This window comes from Burkholderia sp. BCC1972, from assembly GCF_905339605.1.
Lineage (GTDB): Bacteria > Pseudomonadota > Gammaproteobacteria > Burkholderiales > Burkholderiaceae > Burkholderia.
Map to the genome: position 1 here is coordinate 125,100 of NZ_CAJPGH010000012.1, position 15,349 is coordinate 140,448.

General features: G+C 65.3%; 19 protein-coding genes. 10 read left to right on the forward strand and 9 right to left on the reverse strand.

All coding sequences use genetic code 11. The features are described 5' to 3' along the window. Window positions 1–13: 13 nt before the first annotated feature. Window positions 14–373 carry a c-type cytochrome gene (locus U5798_RS18775; RefSeq protein ID WP_124452939.1) on the reverse strand — a complete coding sequence of 120 codons (360 nt, stop codon included), beginning with the start codon at window positions 371–373 and terminating at the stop codon, window positions 14–16. 40 nt (window positions 374–413) lie between these two features. Then, a complete protein-coding gene (locus U5798_RS18780; protein ID WP_124452937.1) occupies window positions 414–773 on the reverse strand; it encodes a c-type cytochrome in 360 nt (119 codons plus the stop codon). 244 nt (window positions 774–1,017) lie between these two features. Between U5798_RS18780 and U5798_RS18785 the strand changes: the two genes are divergently transcribed. From U5798_RS18785 to U5798_RS18805, 5 genes are all read left to right on the forward strand, one after another. Further along, window positions 1,018–1,860 carry an AAA family ATPase gene (locus U5798_RS18785; protein WP_059236665.1) on the forward strand — a complete coding sequence of 281 codons (843 nt, stop codon included), beginning with the start codon at window positions 1,018–1,020 and terminating at the stop codon, window positions 1,858–1,860. Window positions 1,861–1,887: 27 nt separating this feature from the next. Beyond that, window positions 1,888–3,063, forward strand: coding sequence for a vWA domain-containing protein (locus U5798_RS18790; protein WP_059233533.1), 1,176 nt, complete (start codon window positions 1,888–1,890; stop codon window positions 3,061–3,063). A gap of 57 nt (window positions 3,064–3,120) precedes the next feature. Next, on the forward strand, window positions 3,121–4,332 hold the full coding sequence (locus tag U5798_RS18795) for a benzoate/H(+) symporter BenE family transporter (RefSeq protein ID WP_322082840.1): 1,212 nt from the start codon (window positions 3,121–3,123) through the stop codon (window positions 4,330–4,332). Window positions 4,333–4,500: 168 nt separating this feature from the next. Then, complete coding sequence (tal, locus tag U5798_RS18800; RefSeq protein ID WP_322082841.1) at window positions 4,501–5,454, forward strand: transaldolase; 954 nt, start codon at window positions 4,501–4,503, stop codon at window positions 5,452–5,454. A gap of 241 nt (window positions 5,455–5,695) precedes the next feature. Then, window positions 5,696–6,151 (forward strand): VOC family protein, encoded by a 456-nt coding sequence (locus U5798_RS18805; RefSeq protein WP_089484375.1) that lies wholly within the window; start codon window positions 5,696–5,698, stop codon window positions 6,149–6,151. A gap of 97 nt (window positions 6,152–6,248) precedes the next feature. Here U5798_RS18805 and mctP read toward each other — a convergent pair whose 3' ends face one another. From mctP to U5798_RS18820, 3 genes are all read right to left on the reverse strand, one after another. After that, a complete protein-coding gene (gene mctP, locus U5798_RS18810; RefSeq protein WP_322082842.1) occupies window positions 6,249–7,799 on the reverse strand; it encodes a monocarboxylate uptake permease MctP in 1,551 nt (516 codons plus the stop codon). Further along, window positions 7,796–8,038 carry a DUF3311 domain-containing protein gene (locus tag U5798_RS18815; RefSeq protein WP_059233528.1) on the reverse strand — a complete coding sequence of 81 codons (243 nt, stop codon included), beginning with the start codon at window positions 8,036–8,038 and terminating at the stop codon, window positions 7,796–7,798. Before U5798_RS18815 ends, mctP begins: the two co-directional genes overlap by 4 nt. Window positions 8,039–8,239: 201 nt before the next feature. Continuing rightward, on the reverse strand, window positions 8,240–9,157 hold the full coding sequence (locus U5798_RS18820; RefSeq protein WP_124452929.1) for a spermidine synthase: 918 nt from the start codon (window positions 9,155–9,157) through the stop codon (window positions 8,240–8,242). 168 nt (window positions 9,158–9,325) lie between these two features. Here U5798_RS18820 and U5798_RS18825 point away from each other — a divergent pair, with 168 nt between their 5' ends. The 3 genes from U5798_RS18825 to U5798_RS18835 are packed head-to-tail and all read left to right on the forward strand — an operon-like array spanning window position 9,326 to window position 10,178. Continuing rightward, window positions 9,326–9,604 carry a YlcI/YnfO family protein gene (locus tag U5798_RS18825; RefSeq protein ID WP_322082843.1) on the forward strand — a complete coding sequence of 93 codons (279 nt, stop codon included), beginning with the start codon at window positions 9,326–9,328 and terminating at the stop codon, window positions 9,602–9,604. Next, complete coding sequence (locus U5798_RS18830) at window positions 9,601–9,909, forward strand: type II toxin-antitoxin system RelE/ParE family toxin (protein WP_322082844.1); 309 nt, start codon at window positions 9,601–9,603, stop codon at window positions 9,907–9,909. Before U5798_RS18825 ends, U5798_RS18830 begins: the two co-directional genes overlap by 4 nt. A 14-nt stretch (window positions 9,910–9,923) precedes the next feature. Then, window positions 9,924–10,178, forward strand: a complete 255-nt coding sequence (locus tag U5798_RS18835) for a hypothetical protein (RefSeq protein WP_124452923.1) — start codon at window positions 9,924–9,926, stop codon at window positions 10,176–10,178. A 147-nt stretch (window positions 10,179–10,325) separates the two neighbouring features. Here U5798_RS18835 and U5798_RS18840 read toward each other — a convergent pair whose 3' ends face one another. Beyond that, window positions 10,326–10,559 (reverse strand): hypothetical protein, encoded by a 234-nt coding sequence (locus tag U5798_RS18840; RefSeq protein WP_322082845.1) that lies wholly within the window; start codon window positions 10,557–10,559, stop codon window positions 10,326–10,328. Between U5798_RS18840 and U5798_RS18845 the strand changes: the two genes are divergently transcribed. Beyond that, window positions 10,558–11,253 (forward strand): mobilization protein, encoded by a 696-nt coding sequence (locus U5798_RS18845; protein WP_011545877.1) that lies wholly within the window; start codon window positions 10,558–10,560, stop codon window positions 11,251–11,253. The genes U5798_RS18840 and U5798_RS18845 overlap by 2 nt on opposite strands. Window positions 11,254–11,328: 75 nt before the next feature. Then, on the forward strand, window positions 11,329–12,132 hold the full coding sequence (locus tag U5798_RS18850) for a hypothetical protein (protein ID WP_124452919.1): 804 nt from the start codon (window positions 11,329–11,331) through the stop codon (window positions 12,130–12,132). A 161-nt stretch (window positions 12,133–12,293) separates the two neighbouring features. Here U5798_RS18850 and U5798_RS18855 read toward each other — a convergent pair whose 3' ends face one another. From U5798_RS18855 to htpG, 3 genes are read right to left on the reverse strand one after another with little or no spacing between them, the layout of a single operon-like run. Next, window positions 12,294–12,770 (reverse strand): DNA-deoxyinosine glycosylase, encoded by a 477-nt coding sequence (locus U5798_RS18855; RefSeq protein ID WP_124452916.1) that lies wholly within the window; start codon window positions 12,768–12,770, stop codon window positions 12,294–12,296. Then, the gene (locus U5798_RS18860; RefSeq protein ID WP_124453123.1) at window positions 12,770–13,366 is read right to left on the reverse strand and encodes a chorismate--pyruvate lyase family protein; all 597 of its coding nucleotides are present in this window, start codon (window positions 13,364–13,366) and stop codon (window positions 12,770–12,772) included. Before U5798_RS18860 ends, U5798_RS18855 begins: the two co-directional genes overlap by 1 nt. A gap of 8 nt (window positions 13,367–13,374) precedes the next feature. Beyond that, window positions 13,375–15,273: a molecular chaperone HtpG gene (gene htpG, locus U5798_RS18865; protein WP_322082846.1), complete on the reverse strand. Its 1,899-nt coding sequence runs from the start codon at window positions 15,271–15,273 to the stop codon at window positions 13,375–13,377. Window positions 15,274–15,349 lie beyond the last annotated feature (76 nt).

Consider the following 15,349-nt stretch of genomic DNA (forward strand, 5'->3'; position numbering starts at 1 on the left):
AGGCCCGTCGCGCTTACTTCTTGAACACGAGATCGGTTTCCTTCAGCGACTCGATGTAGGACGCGATGTCCTTCATGTCGCTGACCGACAGGTTCTGCACCTGTGCCTGCATGATCGCGTTGTTGCGACCGAGCAGCGGGTTCGTCAGCCCCATCTGGTATTGGCGCATCGCCCACACGAGGTAGTCGGCGTGCTGGCCGGCCAGGCGCGGGTATTCGGCGTTGATCGGCTTGTTCAGCTGCGCGCCGTGGCAGGCCGCGCAGTTGTGCGATTCGACCAGTTCCTTGCCCTTCGTGATGTCCGCTGCGTGCGCGGTACCGATCGCGAGGCCGGCCGCCAGTGCCACCGCCGCCGTCTTGAATGCGTTGTTCATGAATGCTCCTGTCCCGCCGGAGAGATCGGCGGCGCGCGCTTTACTTGTAGGGGTTGTCCTTCGTGTCGGCCTTCTGCGCGGCGTAGTACGCCGACAGATCCGCGATGTCCTGGTCCGTCAGCGAACCGGCGATCGCATTCATCGACGGGAAGTGACGATCCTTCTTGCGGTAGGCCTTCAGCGCGTTCTCGAGATATTGCTGGTTCTGGCCGCCGAGGACGGGCACCCGGTAGACCTCCGGATACGCCGCGCGGTAGTCCTGGATGCCGTGGCAACCGATGCACATGGCGGCCTTGCCCGCCCCGTCCTTCGGGTTGCCGACCACACCGGCCGCCTGCGCGCTGCCCGCGAGCGCCACGAGCGCTGCGACAACCACGTGTTTGCCGACGAATTTGTTCATAGCTCTTGTAACCTAGCTTGAGGGGAAACTGGCGCCAAAGCGGCAACGGCCCGCGCCGTTTTGCTTATCGGATCGCCACGCAGGCCAAAAAAAACGGCCAGATTGTACCGCGTCGGCGGGGAACGCGTCCATACGGCGGCCCCGTTCGCCCCGCCACAGCCCCGCAACGATACGCGGGCGCGGCCCAACCGGACAGCCCTTCTGACTTATACTGGGTTTTTTCCCGATGAAGAAGAGCGCCGCCATGCGTTTCGAAGGGTCCTCGCAGTACGTCGCCACCGACGATCTGAAGCTCGCGGTCAACGCCGCACTGACGCTGCAACGCCCGCTGCTGATCAAGGGCGAGCCCGGCACCGGCAAGACCATGCTCGCCGAGGAAGTGGCCGCCGCGCTCGACATGCCGCTGCTGCAGTGGCACATCAAGTCGACCACCAAGGCGCAGCAGGGCCTGTACGAATACGACGCCGTATCGCGGCTGCGCGACTCGCAGCTCGGCGACGAGCGCGTGAAGGACATCTCGAACTACATCGTCAAGGGCGTGCTGTGGCAGGCGTTCGACGCCGAGCAGCCGAGCGTGCTGCTGATCGACGAGATCGACAAGGCCGACATCGAATTCCCGAACGACCTGCTGCGCGAGCTCGACCGGATGGAGTTCCACGTGTACGAGACGCGCGAGACGGTGCGCGCGAAGCACCGCCCGCTCGTCATCATCACGTCGAACAACGAGAAGGAGCTGCCCGACGCGTTCCTGCGCCGCTGCTTCTTCCACTACATCCAGTTTCCCGATCCGTCGACGATGCAGAAGATCGTCGCGGTGCACTTCCCCGACATCCGCGAGGAGCTGCTGCGCGCGGCGCTCGAGAGTTTCTTCGAATTGCGCGGCGTGTCGGGCCTGAAGAAGAAGCCGTCGACGTCCGAGCTGCTCGACTGGCTGAAGCTGCTGCTCGCCGAGAACATCCCGGCCGACGCGCTGCGCGGCGCGGACGCGAAGCAGATCGTGCCGCCGCTCGCGGGCGCGCTGCTGAAGAACGAGCAGGACCTGAGCCTGCTCGAACGGCTCGTCTACATGAACCGGCACAACCGGTAATCCCCCCTCACCCGCGAAGGCCCGGCCATGCTGCTCAATTTCTTCTACGCGCTGCGCGCAGCCAAGCTGCCCGTCTCGGTGAAGGAATACCTGACGCTGCTCGAATCGCTGAAGGCCGGGCTGATCTCGCCGTCGATCGACGCGTTCTACTTCCTCGCGCGGATGACGCTCGTCAAGGACGAGCAGTACTTCGACAAGTTCGACCAGGCGTTCGGCGCGTATTTCCACGGCGTGTCCACGCTGCCGTCCGAAGCGTTCGACATTCCGCTCGACTGGCTCGAGAAGCGGCTGGAGCGCGAGCTGTCGCCGGAGGAAAAGGCGCAGATCGAGGCGATGGGCGGGCTCGACAAGCTGATGGAGCGCCTGAAGGCGCTGCTCGACGAGCAGAAGGAACGCCACGAAGGCGGCAACAAGTGGATCGGCACGGGCGGCACGTCGCCGTTCGGGCACGGCGGCTACAACCCGGAAGGCGTGCGCATCGGCGGCCCGTCGAACGGCAACCGCACCGCGGTGAAGGTGTGGGAAGCGCGCGCCTATCGCGACTACGACGATTCGGTCGAGATCGGCACGCGCAACATCAAGGTCGCGCTGCGGCGGCTGCGCCGCTTCGCGCGCGAAGGCGCGGCCGAGGAGCTCGACCTGCCCGGCACGATCCGCAGCACGGCCGCGAACGCCGGCTGGCTCGACCTGCGGATGGTGCCCGAGCGCCACAACAACGTGAAGGTGCTGATGCTGCTCGACGTCGGCGGCTCGATGGACGACCACATCAAGCGCACCGAAGAGCTGTTCTCGGCCGCGAAGGCCGAATTCAAGCATCTCGAATTCTTCTACTTCCACAACTGCGTGTACGACCACCTGTGGAAGAACAACCGCCGCCGCCACTCGGAGCGCACCGCGACGTGGGACGTGCTGCACAAGTTCACGCCCGACTACAAGCTGATCTTCGTCGGCGACGCGACGATGAGCCCGTACGAAGTGCTGCAGCCCGGCGGCTCGGTCGAATACAACAACCCGGAAGCCGGCGCCGTGTGGCTGCGCCGCCTCGCCGACCAGTTCCCCCATCATGCCTGGCTGAACCCCGAGCCCGAGCGGCTATGGGAGTACCGGCAGTCGGTCGCGGTGATCCGCGACCTGCTCGGCCATCGCATGTATCCGCTTACGCTCGCCGGCCTCGAAACCGCGATGCGCGCACTCAGCAAGTAACGCAACCCCGTCGCAGATACAAAGGCCGCGTCCGAGCGGCCTCCCTCCGGAGATAGCATGAACACCTCGCCCACCGCGAGCGCCAGCCGCGCCGGCGGCCGCCGCTTTTTCGCCGATACGTCCGTGTCGGCGCTCGTCGCCGGCTTCGTCGCGATGATGACCGGCTACACGAGCTCGCTCGTGCTGATGTTCCAGGCCGGCCGCGCCGCCCACCTCACCGATGCGCAGATCTCGTCGTGGATCTGGGCGCTGTCGATCGGCATGGCGGTGACGACGATCGGCCTGTCGCTGCGGTTTCGCGCGCCCGTCGTCGTCGCGTGGTCGACGCCCGGCGCCGCGCTCTTGATCGCGTCGCTGCCCGGCGTGCCCTACGGCGAGGCGATCGGCGCGTTCGTCGTGTGCGCGCTGCTGCTGACGGCCGTCGGCGTGAGCGGCCTGTTCGACACGCTGATGAAGCGCATTCCGGCCGGCATCGCAGCCGCCTTGCTCGCGGGCATCCTGTTCGAGATCGGCATCGAGATCTTCCGCGCCGCGCAGTTCCAGACCGCGCTCGTGCTCGCGATGTTCTTCACCTACCTGATCGTCAAGCGGCTCGCGCCGCGCTATGCAATCGTGACGACGCTGATCGTCGGCACGGCGGTGGCCGGCGGGCTCGGCCTGCTCGACTTCAGCCGCTTCCACATCGCGCTCGCGCAGCCCGTGTTCACGATGCCCGCGTTCTCGATCGCGTCGATCGTCAGCATCGGCATTCCGCTGTTCGTCGTCGCGATGGCGTCGCAGAACGTGCCGGGCATCGCGGTGCTGCGCGCGGACGGCTATCAGACACCGTCGTCGCCGCTGATCGCGACGACCGGCCTCGCATCGCTGCTGCTCGCGCCGTTCGGCTCGCACGGCGTGAACCTTGCAGCGATCACGGCCGCGATCTGCACGGGCCCCGAAGCGCACGAGGATCATGCGAAGCGCTACACGGCCGCCGTGTGGTGCGGCACCTTCTACCTGGTCGCCGGCATCTTCGGCGCGACGATCGCCGCGCTGTTCGCCGCGCTGCCGAAGGCGCTCGTGGTATCGGTCGCCGCGCTCGCGCTGTTCGGCTCGATCATGAGCGGGCTCGCGAACGCGATGCAGGACGTCAAGCAGCGCGAAGCCGCGCTCGTCACGTTCATGGTCACCGCGTCGGGCCTCACGCTGCTGTCGATCGGCTCGGCGTTCTGGGGGCTCGTCGCGGGGATCGTCACGCAGGTGATCCTGAACGCCAGACGCCCCGCGTGACGCGGCTCGCCGCGCGTTGCGGCACGCCTCGGGCACGCCAAAACGTGCTCGACACGAATCGGGCCTAAAATGATGGATCGGAAGCGGCGCCCTGCGCCGCTTCGCTTCGCCGCCGCGCTCGCGCGGCCCGTGAGAACCCGGCGCCCCGCGCCCTTCTTCCGAATCGCCATGACTACCGCACTCGACCAGCTGAAGCAGTACACGACCGTCGTCGCCGACACGGGCGATTTCCAGCAGCTTGCGCAATACAAGCCGCAGGACGCGACCACCAACCCGTCGCTGATCCTGAAGGCCGTCCAGAAGGATGCGTACAAGCCGATCCTCGAGAAAACCGTCCGCGATCATCGCAACGAAAGCACCGATTTCATCATCGACCGCCTGCTGATCGCATTCGGCACCGAGATCCTGAAGCTGATCCCGGGCCGCGTGTCGACCGAAGTCGACGCACGCCTGTCGTTCGACACGCAACGCTCGATCGACAAGGGCCGCGAGCTCATCAAGCTGTACGAAGCAGCCGGCGTCGGCCGCGAGCGCATCCTGATCAAGCTCGCGTCGACGTGGGAAGGCATCCGCGCGGCCGAGGTGCTGCAGAAGGAAGGGATCAAGTGCAACATGACCCTGCTTTTCTCGCTCGTGCAGGCCGCCGCGTGCGCGGAAGCCGGCGCGCAACTGATCTCGCCGTTCGTCGGCCGCATCTACGACTGGTACAAGAAGCAGGCCGGCGCGGAATGGAACGAAGAGAAGGACGGCGGCGCGAACGATCCGGGCGTGCAGTCGGTGCGCCGCATCTACACGTACTACAAGACGTTCGGCTACACGACCGAAGTGATGGGCGCGAGCTTCCGCACGACGAGCCAGATCACCGAACTCGCCGGCTGCGACCTGCTGACGATCAGTCCCGATTTGCTGCAGAAGCTGCAGGACAGCAACGAGACGGTCGCGCGCAAGCTGTCGCCGGAATCGCTGCAGGACAAGCCGTCCGAGCGCGTCGCGATCGACGAGGCATCGTTCCGCTTCCAGTTGAACGACGAAGCGATGGCGACCGAAAAGCTTGCCGAAGGCATCCGCGTATTTGCCGCCGATGCGGTGAAGCTCGAAAAGCTGATCGACGCGCTGCGCTGAGTCGCGACGGGCGTCAGCGGCTGTCAGCAACCCTGACAACAGCCGTCAGCAAGCACGCCGCACACGGCCGCGAACACGATGTTCGCGGCCGTTTTTATTTTTCATTCCATCGTCAAGCGCGCGCACTACAATCCACGTCACGGGTGCGCCGGCCGCCTCCCGACGCGCCCTTTCCCAGTCAATCTTGCACGACGCCGAACCCGCACCGACACGCGGGCCCGGCCCATCACAGGAGACAACGATGCAAGTCCAACCGTACCTGACGTTCTACGGTCGCGCCGACGAAGCCCTTCAGTTCTACGAAAAGGCACTCGGCGCCAAGACGATGTTCAAGATGCACTTCAAGGATGCGCCGCCGAACCCCGACTACCCGATGGCGCCGGAGATGGCCGACAAGGTGATGCACGCGAGCTTCACGATCGGCGACTCGATGATCATGTGCTCGGACGGCGATTGCAGCCAGCCGGCGGGCGCCGCGCACGCCGGCTATTCGCTGTCGCTGAATCCGGCGACGGTCGAGGAAGGCCAGAAGCTGTTCAATGCGCTCGCCGACGGCGGCGAAGTGACGATGCCGTTCGGCAAGACGTTCTGGGCGCTCGGCTTCGGCATGGCGAAGGATCGTTTCGGTGTGCACTGGATGGTCAACGTCGAAGACCTGTCGCAACGCGAGGATCTCGCGAAACGCGCGCAGGGCTGACGTAAAAAGGAACGCCCGCCACCTTTGCAGGGGCGGGCGTTTTCGTTGCTGCGCGACGCGTGCGCGGCACGCAGCCGCGCACGGCCCACGGCCCCTATCAGCCTTCGACGACGTCGAGATAATCCTCCGGCCGCGTGCGATCTTCCGCATGCGCCATCCCCATCACGCGCACCAGCACGCTCACCGCCACCGCCACCACGAGGTTCACGATCAGCGACCACACCGCTGCGTAGCCGGGAATCGCGAGGCCGAACAGGTGGATCGTGAAGATGGAGCTGGCCAGCTTCAGCGAGATCGCCATCCACGTGCCGCACACGATGCCGGCCGCCCAGCCGGCCAGCAGGCCGCGATGGTCGAGCACGCGCGTGTACAGGCCGAGCACGATCGCGGGCAGCGTCTGGATGATCCAGATCCCGCCGAGCAGCTGCAGCTGGATCGCGTAGGTCAGCGGCAGCCCGAGGATGAACGCGACCGCGCCGACCTTCACGATCAGCGACACGAGCTTCGCGACGTGCGTCTCCTGGTCGTGCGACATGTTGCGGTTCACGAACTCGCGGTGGATGTTGCGCGTGTACAGGTTCGCGGCCGCGATCGACATGATCGCCGCCGGCACCAGCGCACCGATGCCGATCGCCGCGAACGCGACGCCGACGAACCACGACGGGAAGTACTCGAGGAACAGTGCGGGCACCGCGAAGTTCGGGCCGAACGCCTTGAAGTACGGCGCGTACTGCGGCATGTCCTTCACGCCCGACGCGAGCGCCATGTAGCCGAGCAGCGCGAGCAGGCCGAGCACGAACGAGTACGCGGGCAGCATCGCCATGTTGCGGCGGATCGAGTTGCCCGACGACGACGACAGGATCGCCGTGACCGAGTGCGGGTACAGGAACAGCGCGAGCGCCGAGCCGATCGCGAGCGTCGCGTACGCGCTGTAGCCGTTCAGGCTCATTGCATCGGGCGCCTTCAGCAGCAGCTTCGCAGGCGGCACGCTCGCGAAGATGTGCCCGAAGCCGCCGAGCTTCGCCGGGATCACGATGACGGCAGCCGCGATCGTGATGTAGATCAGGATGTCCTTCACGATCGCGATCATGGCCGGCGCGCGCAGCCCCGACGTGTACGTGTACGCGGCGAGGATCGCAAACGCGATGATCAGCGGCAGGTCGCCGACGAAGCCGGTCGTATCGAAGCCGAGCGCGCCGATCACCACTTCGATGCCGACGAGCTGCAGCGCGATGTACGGCATCGTCGCGACGATGCCCGTCACCGCGATCGCGAGCGCGAGCATCCGGCTGCCGTAGCGCGCGTTGACGAAGTCGGCGGCCGTCACGTAGCCGTGCCGCTTCGCGATGCTCCACAGCTTCGGGAACACGACGAACGCGAACGGATAGATCAGGATCGTGTAAGGCAGTGCGAAGAAGCCCATCGCGCCGGCGCCGAACACGAGCGCGGGCACCGCGACGAACGTGTAGGCCGTGTAGAGGTCGCCGCCGAGCAGGAACCACGTGACGATCGTGCCGAAGCGGCGTCCGCCGAGGCCCCATTCGTCGAGATGGGCGAGATCGCCGCGCCGCCAGTTCGCGGCCAGGAAACCGATGATCGTGACGCCGATGAACAGCAGGACGAAGACGAAGGTTGCGCCGAGGTTCATTGCCCACCTCCCTGCGGGCCGCTCGCCTTCCACGCGTTCTTGGTCTTGAAATAGACGAACGCGGTGATCACCGCGCTGATGAAGACCCACAGCAACTGGTACCAGTAGAAAAACGGAAAATCGAACAACTGCGGTTCGATCTTGCTGTACGACGGTACCCAGACCATCGCGATCAGCGGCAGTACCAGCAGCCAGAGCCAGCGCTTGGCGGCTCGGTTGGCGTCGGCATCGTGAGCCATGACGTCTCCTCTTCTTTCCCGGTTATCGATCTTGTGTTGAGCGGGTACGGCACCGAGAGGAGCGGCGAAACGGGTAGGCTGCGGCTCCCCTGGCTTCGCGCCAGTATAGGAGCCGCGGGCATGCGGTCAAGCGGGGGCGAACCCGAGGTGATCCGCCCCTTGTCGCATGGTTGCACCGGCCTGTCGCCGGTGCATGAAGCGTCAGATCGCGAACGACGCGTCGCGGGCGCCGGTCGTTTCTTTCAAAGCTTTCACCCACTTGCGTGCGGGCAGCTTCAGCGTGTCCTCGATCAGCGTCGCGCGTGCGTCCAGCTGCGCGAACGGCACGTCGAGCGCGGGCCCCGAGAACGCGATCGCGATCCGGTTGCCGTCGTGCACTTCGGGCAGCGCGATCACGCGGTGATCGAATGCCGCGTTCAGGTGCTTCATGTTGCGTACGAAGCTCGGATGATCGCCGAACAGGTTGATCGTCGCGATGCCTGCGTCGGCGAGGCAGCCGCGCACCGCGCGGTAGAACGCGACGCTGTCGAGCACCGGGCCGCGCGCGGTCGCGTCGTACAGGTCGATCTGGATCGCGCCCGTGGTGCCGCGGTTGGCCGGGTCGTTGACGAAGTCCCACGCGTCGGCTTCATGCACGACGAGACGCGCGTCGTCGGACGGCAGCGCGAACATCGTGCGCGCGGCGACGATCACGGCCGGGTTCAGCTCGACGGCCTCGACCTTCGCGTTCGGCAGGAAACGGTGCGAGAACTTGGTCAGCGCGCCGGTGCCGAGCCCGAGCTGGACGATCCGCTCGGGCGTTTCGAGGAACAGCAGCCACGCCATCATCTGCTGCGCGTATTCGAGTTCGATGTGCAGCGGCTTCGAGATCCGCATCGCGCCCTGCACCCATTCCGTGCCGAAGTGCAGGAAGCGCACGCCGCCCTCTTCGGAGAACGTCACGGGCGCGAAACGCGGCTTGCGCGGCGCTTCGAGCACCGGCACGTCGTCGTGTTCGTCGATGTCCGGGCGGCGCTTCACGCGCGGCGGTTGGAGTTTTTCGGAGCCGTTGTACGAGGACGGCTTGCCTTGCTTGAACGCACGCGCCTCGGCGGACGCGCGCTTGATCAGTCGGGTCATGATTGAATCTCGCTGGGTGATGCTGGTTTTAGCGGACGAGAGGATAGCATTGGTGGGGGATGAGCCGCCGGCGGCGAGAGCGGTCGGTCGAGCGGCCGTTCGGGCGACTTGCAGGCAGCATGGACGTGCGGGATAATGCATCGCAATTGCGATGCAAATGAGGCCACGATGAAAACTGCGACTTTTCCGTCTGTCCGGGTCGAACCGGAATTACGCGATGCCGCCGAGAATGTCCTTCAGGAAGGCGAAACGCTGTCGAGCTTCGTCGAGCAATCGATTCGCGAAGGCGTCGAACGTCGACGTCTCCAAAGCGAATTCATCGCGCGCGGCATAGCATCACGCGACGATGCTCGACGGACCGGCGAGTATGTCTCTTCGGTCGAAGTGCTGGAACGACTGGGGCGACGACTCGATACGCTGCGTGACAGAAAGCGACAGGCTCGATGACCTGTACGGTTCGCTTTACGTCCGCCGCACCGGACGACCTGGACCGGCTTTATGCTTTCGTCGTCGACCGTGACGATGCGGAGGTCGATGTGGCAGAACGCGCGTTGGCAGCCATAACGTCAGGAATCGCCACGCTCGAATCGTCGCCGTTTACCTGCCGCAAAGTTCATCCGTCCATGCCGTTTCTCCGGGAACTGATCATTCCATTCGGCGTATCCGGCTACGTCGCGTTATTCGAGATCGATGACAGCCGGACGGTGACGATCCTCGCAGTCCGCCACCAACGAGAAAGCGACTACCATTGACGACGAGGAATCGCATGACCTCGAACGACAAGAAAATCTGGTTTCCCGCGAAACGCTACGGATGGGGATGGGGATTGCCTATCGCGTGGCAAGGGTGGGTCGTGCTGCTGCTGTTCGCGATCGGCATCCTCGCGAGTGCATGGCTCGCGCCGCCACAACGCTCGCCGGTGGCGTACGGCGCCTGCATCGTGGTACTGGTCGCGCTGCTCACCGCCGTCTGCTGGCTCAAGGGCGAGAAGCCCGGATGGCGATGGGGCAAGGACGATTGAGCGTCGGGCGCGACGCACGAGCCTATGCGGTCGCCGTTCGTCAGCAGCGCCCTTCCTTCCGTCATCGATACGCCGCGGCAGCGCTCTGTTGAACGGCTGAATCGTCCCGACTCCCACGCGACGCAATAATGTGAAGCAACGGCCGCGTCAACGCTCCGGCTTCTGCTCGAACGACGGCATCGCATCCGCCAGGCACCGCCCCCTGCAATCGCCAGAACCGATTGCCATTTTGTTCAGTTTGACACCGCCGTTGATCAGACAGCATGCTGCTGCGGCGCACGCATTTTCTTTCGACGTGACCGGTGGCACCGTAACGTCATCGAAGCCTGCCAACATCCGCTCTGGCCATACCTGCTCAATCACACGGGATTTCGTAAGCATGAGTCACATCCACTTCATCGGCGGGGAAAAAGGCGGCGTCGGCAAATCGCTCGCGGCCCGCGTGCTGGCCCAGTACTTCATCGATCGGAGCATGCCCTTCGTAGGCTTCGATACCGACCGATCGCACGGCGCGCTACTGCGGTTCTATGCCGATTTTGCCGCGCCTGCCGTGCTCGACCAGCATGACAGCCTCGACCCGGTCATGGAATCGGCGCTCGAAGATCCGCAGCGGCGCATACTGGTCGATCTCGCGGCCCAGACGCGGCAGTCGCTCGCCAAGTGGCTCGACGATTCGGACGTAGTCGATTTTGCCGAAGAGCACGGCCTCACGTTGACGTGGTGGCACGTGATGGACACCGGACGCGATTCGGTCGATCTGCTGCGGCAATGGCTCGACGAATTCGGCGGACGAATCAAGCTGGTGCTGGTGCTGAATGAAGTCCGCGGCGATCGCTTCGAGATTCTGGAGGCATCCGGCGAACGCGAGAGGGCCGAGGCCCTTGGCGCCAGCGTGATTACGCTGCGCCGCCTGCCCGATACGACCATGCAGAAGATCGATCGACAAAGCGCGAGCTTCTGGGCGGCGGTCAATCATCCCGACCGCGCGGCCACGGGGCTCGGCTTGCTGGAGCGGCAGCGCGTCAAGGTCTGGCTGCATCGTACCTATGAGGAGCTGGGCACGCTCGCGTTGTAGCGCGGGCCCCCGCGACGGTGCGGAGTGTGCGGCGGGTTGCTGGAATGGCTCATACCGGGAAAACTTGGAGGTTCAATGGCCGATCACGACAGACTGCATCCACTCCGTCCGTTCCTGAAAAATTGGGTTTGGGAGCACGGCCGAATCGGGACGCGCTATCTCGACTGCGTCGATGGCGAAATCAAGTTCGACGAAGGCAAGAAATCGCATTTCGCAGCCGAGAAATACACCTACGTGCCCCTGGGCAAGAACGCTGCCGACGACGCATCCGCGGAGGGTCCCGCGATCCATGAGGCGGGACTTGCCCGCTTTTTGCGTGCGGCTCAGTTGGGCACGCCCGCGGAAGCCGGTTCCGTGGCGGAGGTTCAGCGCGCGGTGCAGGATTGCGTGGAGATCGGCCTGTTCAGCGCGTATCAATGGGAGGCTCGCAAGGCATTGGCCCGCTACGCGCAGGAACCCATGTTCGAGGACGAGATCCGCGCGGCGGTGGTCGACGACATCCGGCGGACTTACGTCGGCATGCGGGAGCAGCTGGCGCTGTACGATTTCAGCGTGCTCTACGGCTTGCCCGCGCCGCTGCTGATCAGCGACACACCCTTCATCGACTGGCGCGTGATCGCCAGTCCGGCGCTTCCGTTCGTATCGCTTCCGCTGGGACCTTACTGCCTGCTGGTAGGCGCGCCGTCGGGCAGGAGCAGCCGGGTCGGCCCGGTGGTCTGGAAGGCCGCTGCCGCGATGGGGCCGTTGAAGGACCACAACCGTCGGATCGAGGAGCATGCGCGTCTGTGGCTGGTGGCGACCACCGATGATCAACTCGTCGCCGCACAAAGTCGCATTGCCTCGGTCACGGGCGCCCGGCAAGGCGAGGTGAAGCCCTGACCGGTAGAGCGAGAGCAACCTGGATCTTCCAGCGAGCCTGACCGTCGAGTCGAATCAACTCACACGTGTTAGCCGAAACGCGTTGAAACCGCATCCCGACTTGAACACCTGATGCCGCCCACCCGAAACCGCTACATCGAATACTCGGAATCCAACGCGACTCAGGCGCGAAGTGCGCGCCACTGCACGAGCTTCTGCTCGAACGAAAGCATCGCATTTGCCGGGCTCGACGAAGGCAGCACGAGCGTCTCGTACCCGGCCTGGCCGATCACGTCGGCAAATCGCCCGGCCGTCTTGCCGTTGAAGCACACGCGCCTCAGCAACGGCGCATGCTGGCGCAGCGAATCGAAGTCGTTCGGCTTCGCGTTGCGGATCGCAGAATCGAGACTGCCCTGCCGATGGCACGCATCGAGGACATCCCAGATGCCGATGCCGTGCGTAAGGACGCACACGAGCCGCGCGTCGTACGGCAGTTCATGAAGCGTCGGCTCGCCGAGCACCGCCCCCAGCAACCGCCAGAACTGGTTGCGCGGATGCGCGTAGTACTGCGCGGCATCGAGCGACGCCTCGCCCGGAAAGCTGCCGAGGATCATCGTGTGCGTATCCGGCGAGACGACGGGCGGAAAGCCCTGCAGCATCACGCGCCTCCGCCCGGGCCAGCCGAGCGCGGCCCGTCGCCGTGCGCGGCGAGATGGCGCCACAGCGCCGGCAGCATGCACTCGGTGACCATCAACGGCTTGCCGTGACGCTGGAACACCGAGCGCCGCGCGGCGAACGCATGCGGCGCACGCTCGCCCTGCAGCGCATGGGTCGCGAGCGCATACAGCGGATGGCCCGCAATCACGCGCCGGCTGACGAGCGACGAGCGCTCGACCTGCGGATCGCTGTACAGCAATTCCGCGAGCGGCCGCGTGCGCAGCCGTCGCATTGCCTGCCACACGCCCTTGCTGGCGGCGAGCGGCGCGATGCTGTGCGCAGCGACGTACGGCGTGCCGTCGACCGACAGGATCACCTCGCGCACCCACATCGGCGCGCGCGGCGAACTGGCGAGCGCGTCCGGCTCGTCGAACCACGGGCAGTCGACGGCCTCGCGCGTCACGCGCACGTTCACGCAGCCGAGCCGCGCGAGATGCGCGGTGAGCGACCCGCCGCGCGTCAGCCAGTCGCGCTGGTCGAGCGAGCAGCCGGGCCGCGGCGTCTCCCGCCAGCCGGCCTGGCCGCCGTCGAAGCGCATGCGTGCGTTCACGCGGCGCGCGACAGCAGCAGCGCGTTGGTCCGCTTCACGAAGCTCGCCGGATCGTCGAGCGTGCCGCCTTCGGCCAGCAGCGCCTGATCGAACAGCAGATGGCACCAGTCGCCGAAATCGGCGCTGTCGGCATTCAGCTGCTTCACGAGCGCATGCTCGGGATTGATCTCGAGGATCGGCTGCATCGCCGGCGCGTTCTGGCCGGCCGCCTTCAGCATCCGCTGCAGGTAGCCGCTCATGTCGTTGTCGTCCGCGACGAGGCACGACGGCGAATCGGTCAGGCGGAACGTGACGCGCACTTCCTTCACCTTGTCGCCGAGCGCTTCCTTCATCTTCTCGACGACCGGCTTGATCGCTTCGCCCGCCTCTTCCTGCGCCTTCTTCTCCTCGTCGTTCAGCTCGCCGAGGTCGAGGTCGCCGCGCGCGACGCTCGCGAGCGGCTTGCCGTCGAATTCGTGCAGGAACGACAGCATCCATTCGTCGACGCGGTCGGTCAGCAGCAGCACCTCGACGCCCTTCTTGCGGAACACTTCGAGATGCGGGCTGTTCTTCGCGGCCTGCCAGGTATCGGCGGTCACGTAGTAGATCTTGCTCTGCTCCGGCTTCATGCGCGACACGTAGTCGGCAAGCGACACGTCCTGCGCGTCGGTATCGCCGTGGGTCGACGCGAAGCGCAGCAGCTTCGCGATGCGCTCGCGGTTCGCGTGGTCTTCGCCGAGGCCTTCCTTCAGCACCTGGCCGAACGCGCTCCAGAACGTCTTGTACTTCTCCTTGCCGGTATCCTCTTCCGCGTTCGCGAGCTCTTCGAGCATCGACAGCGCGCGCTTCGTCACGCCTTCGCGGATCGCCTTCACGTCGCGGCTTTCCTGCAGGATCTCGCGCGACACGTTCAGCGGCAGGTCGGCCGAATCGACGACGCCCTTCACGAAGCGCAGGTATTGCGGCAGCAGCTGCTCGGCGTCGTCCATGATGAACACGCGCTTCACGTACAGCTTCAGGCCGCCGCGATAGTCACGGTTCCACAGATCGAACGGCGCGTGCGACGGCACGAACAGCAGCTGCGTGTATTCGCTGCGGCCCTCGACGCGGTTGTGCGTCCACGTGAGCGGATCCTGGTGATCGTGCGCGATGTGCTGGTAGAACTGCGTGTACTGCTCGTCGGTGACGTCGCTCTTCGAACGCGTCCACAGCGCGCTCGCCTGGTTGACGGTCTCGTCCTCGTCCTTCAGGACCATCTCGCCCTTTTCCTGATCCCACTCTTCCTTCTGCATCAGGATCGGCAGCGCGATGTGGTCGGAGTACTTCTGGATGATCGACTTCAGGCGGTGCGACGACAGCAGTTCGTCCTCGCCTTCGCGCAGGTGCAGCGTGATCGTCGTGCCGCGCTGTGCGCGCTCGATCGCGTCGATCGTGAAATCGCCCTCGCCCGCGCTTTCCCAGCGCACGGCTTCGTTCGCCGGCAGGCCCGCGCGGCGCGTCTCGACGGTGATCTTGTCCGCGACGATGAAGCCCGAGTAGAAGCCGACGCCGAACTGGCCGATCAGCGCCGCATCCTTCTGCTGGTCGCCGGACAGCTTCGTGAAGAATTCCTTGGTGCCCGAGCGCGCGATCGTGCCGAGGTTCGCGATCGCCTCGTCGCGGCTCATGCCGATGCCGTTGTCGTCGATCGTGATCGTGCGCGCGGCCTTGTCGTAGCCGATACGGATGCGCAGGTTCGGATCGTTCTCGTACAGCGCGTTGTCCGCGAGCCCTTCGAAACGCAGCTTGTCGGCCGCGTCGGACGCGTTCGACACCAGTTCGCGCAGGAAGATTTCCTTGTTGCTGTAGAGCGAATGGATCATCAGGTGGAGGAGTTGCTTGACCTCTGCCTGAAAGCTCATCGTTTCATGTGCCATGGATGTTGTTTCCTCTTACTTGAACTTGAATGGTGTGGCGCAGGCGCCCGGCGCGCGAGGCCGGCGGGCCCGTCAA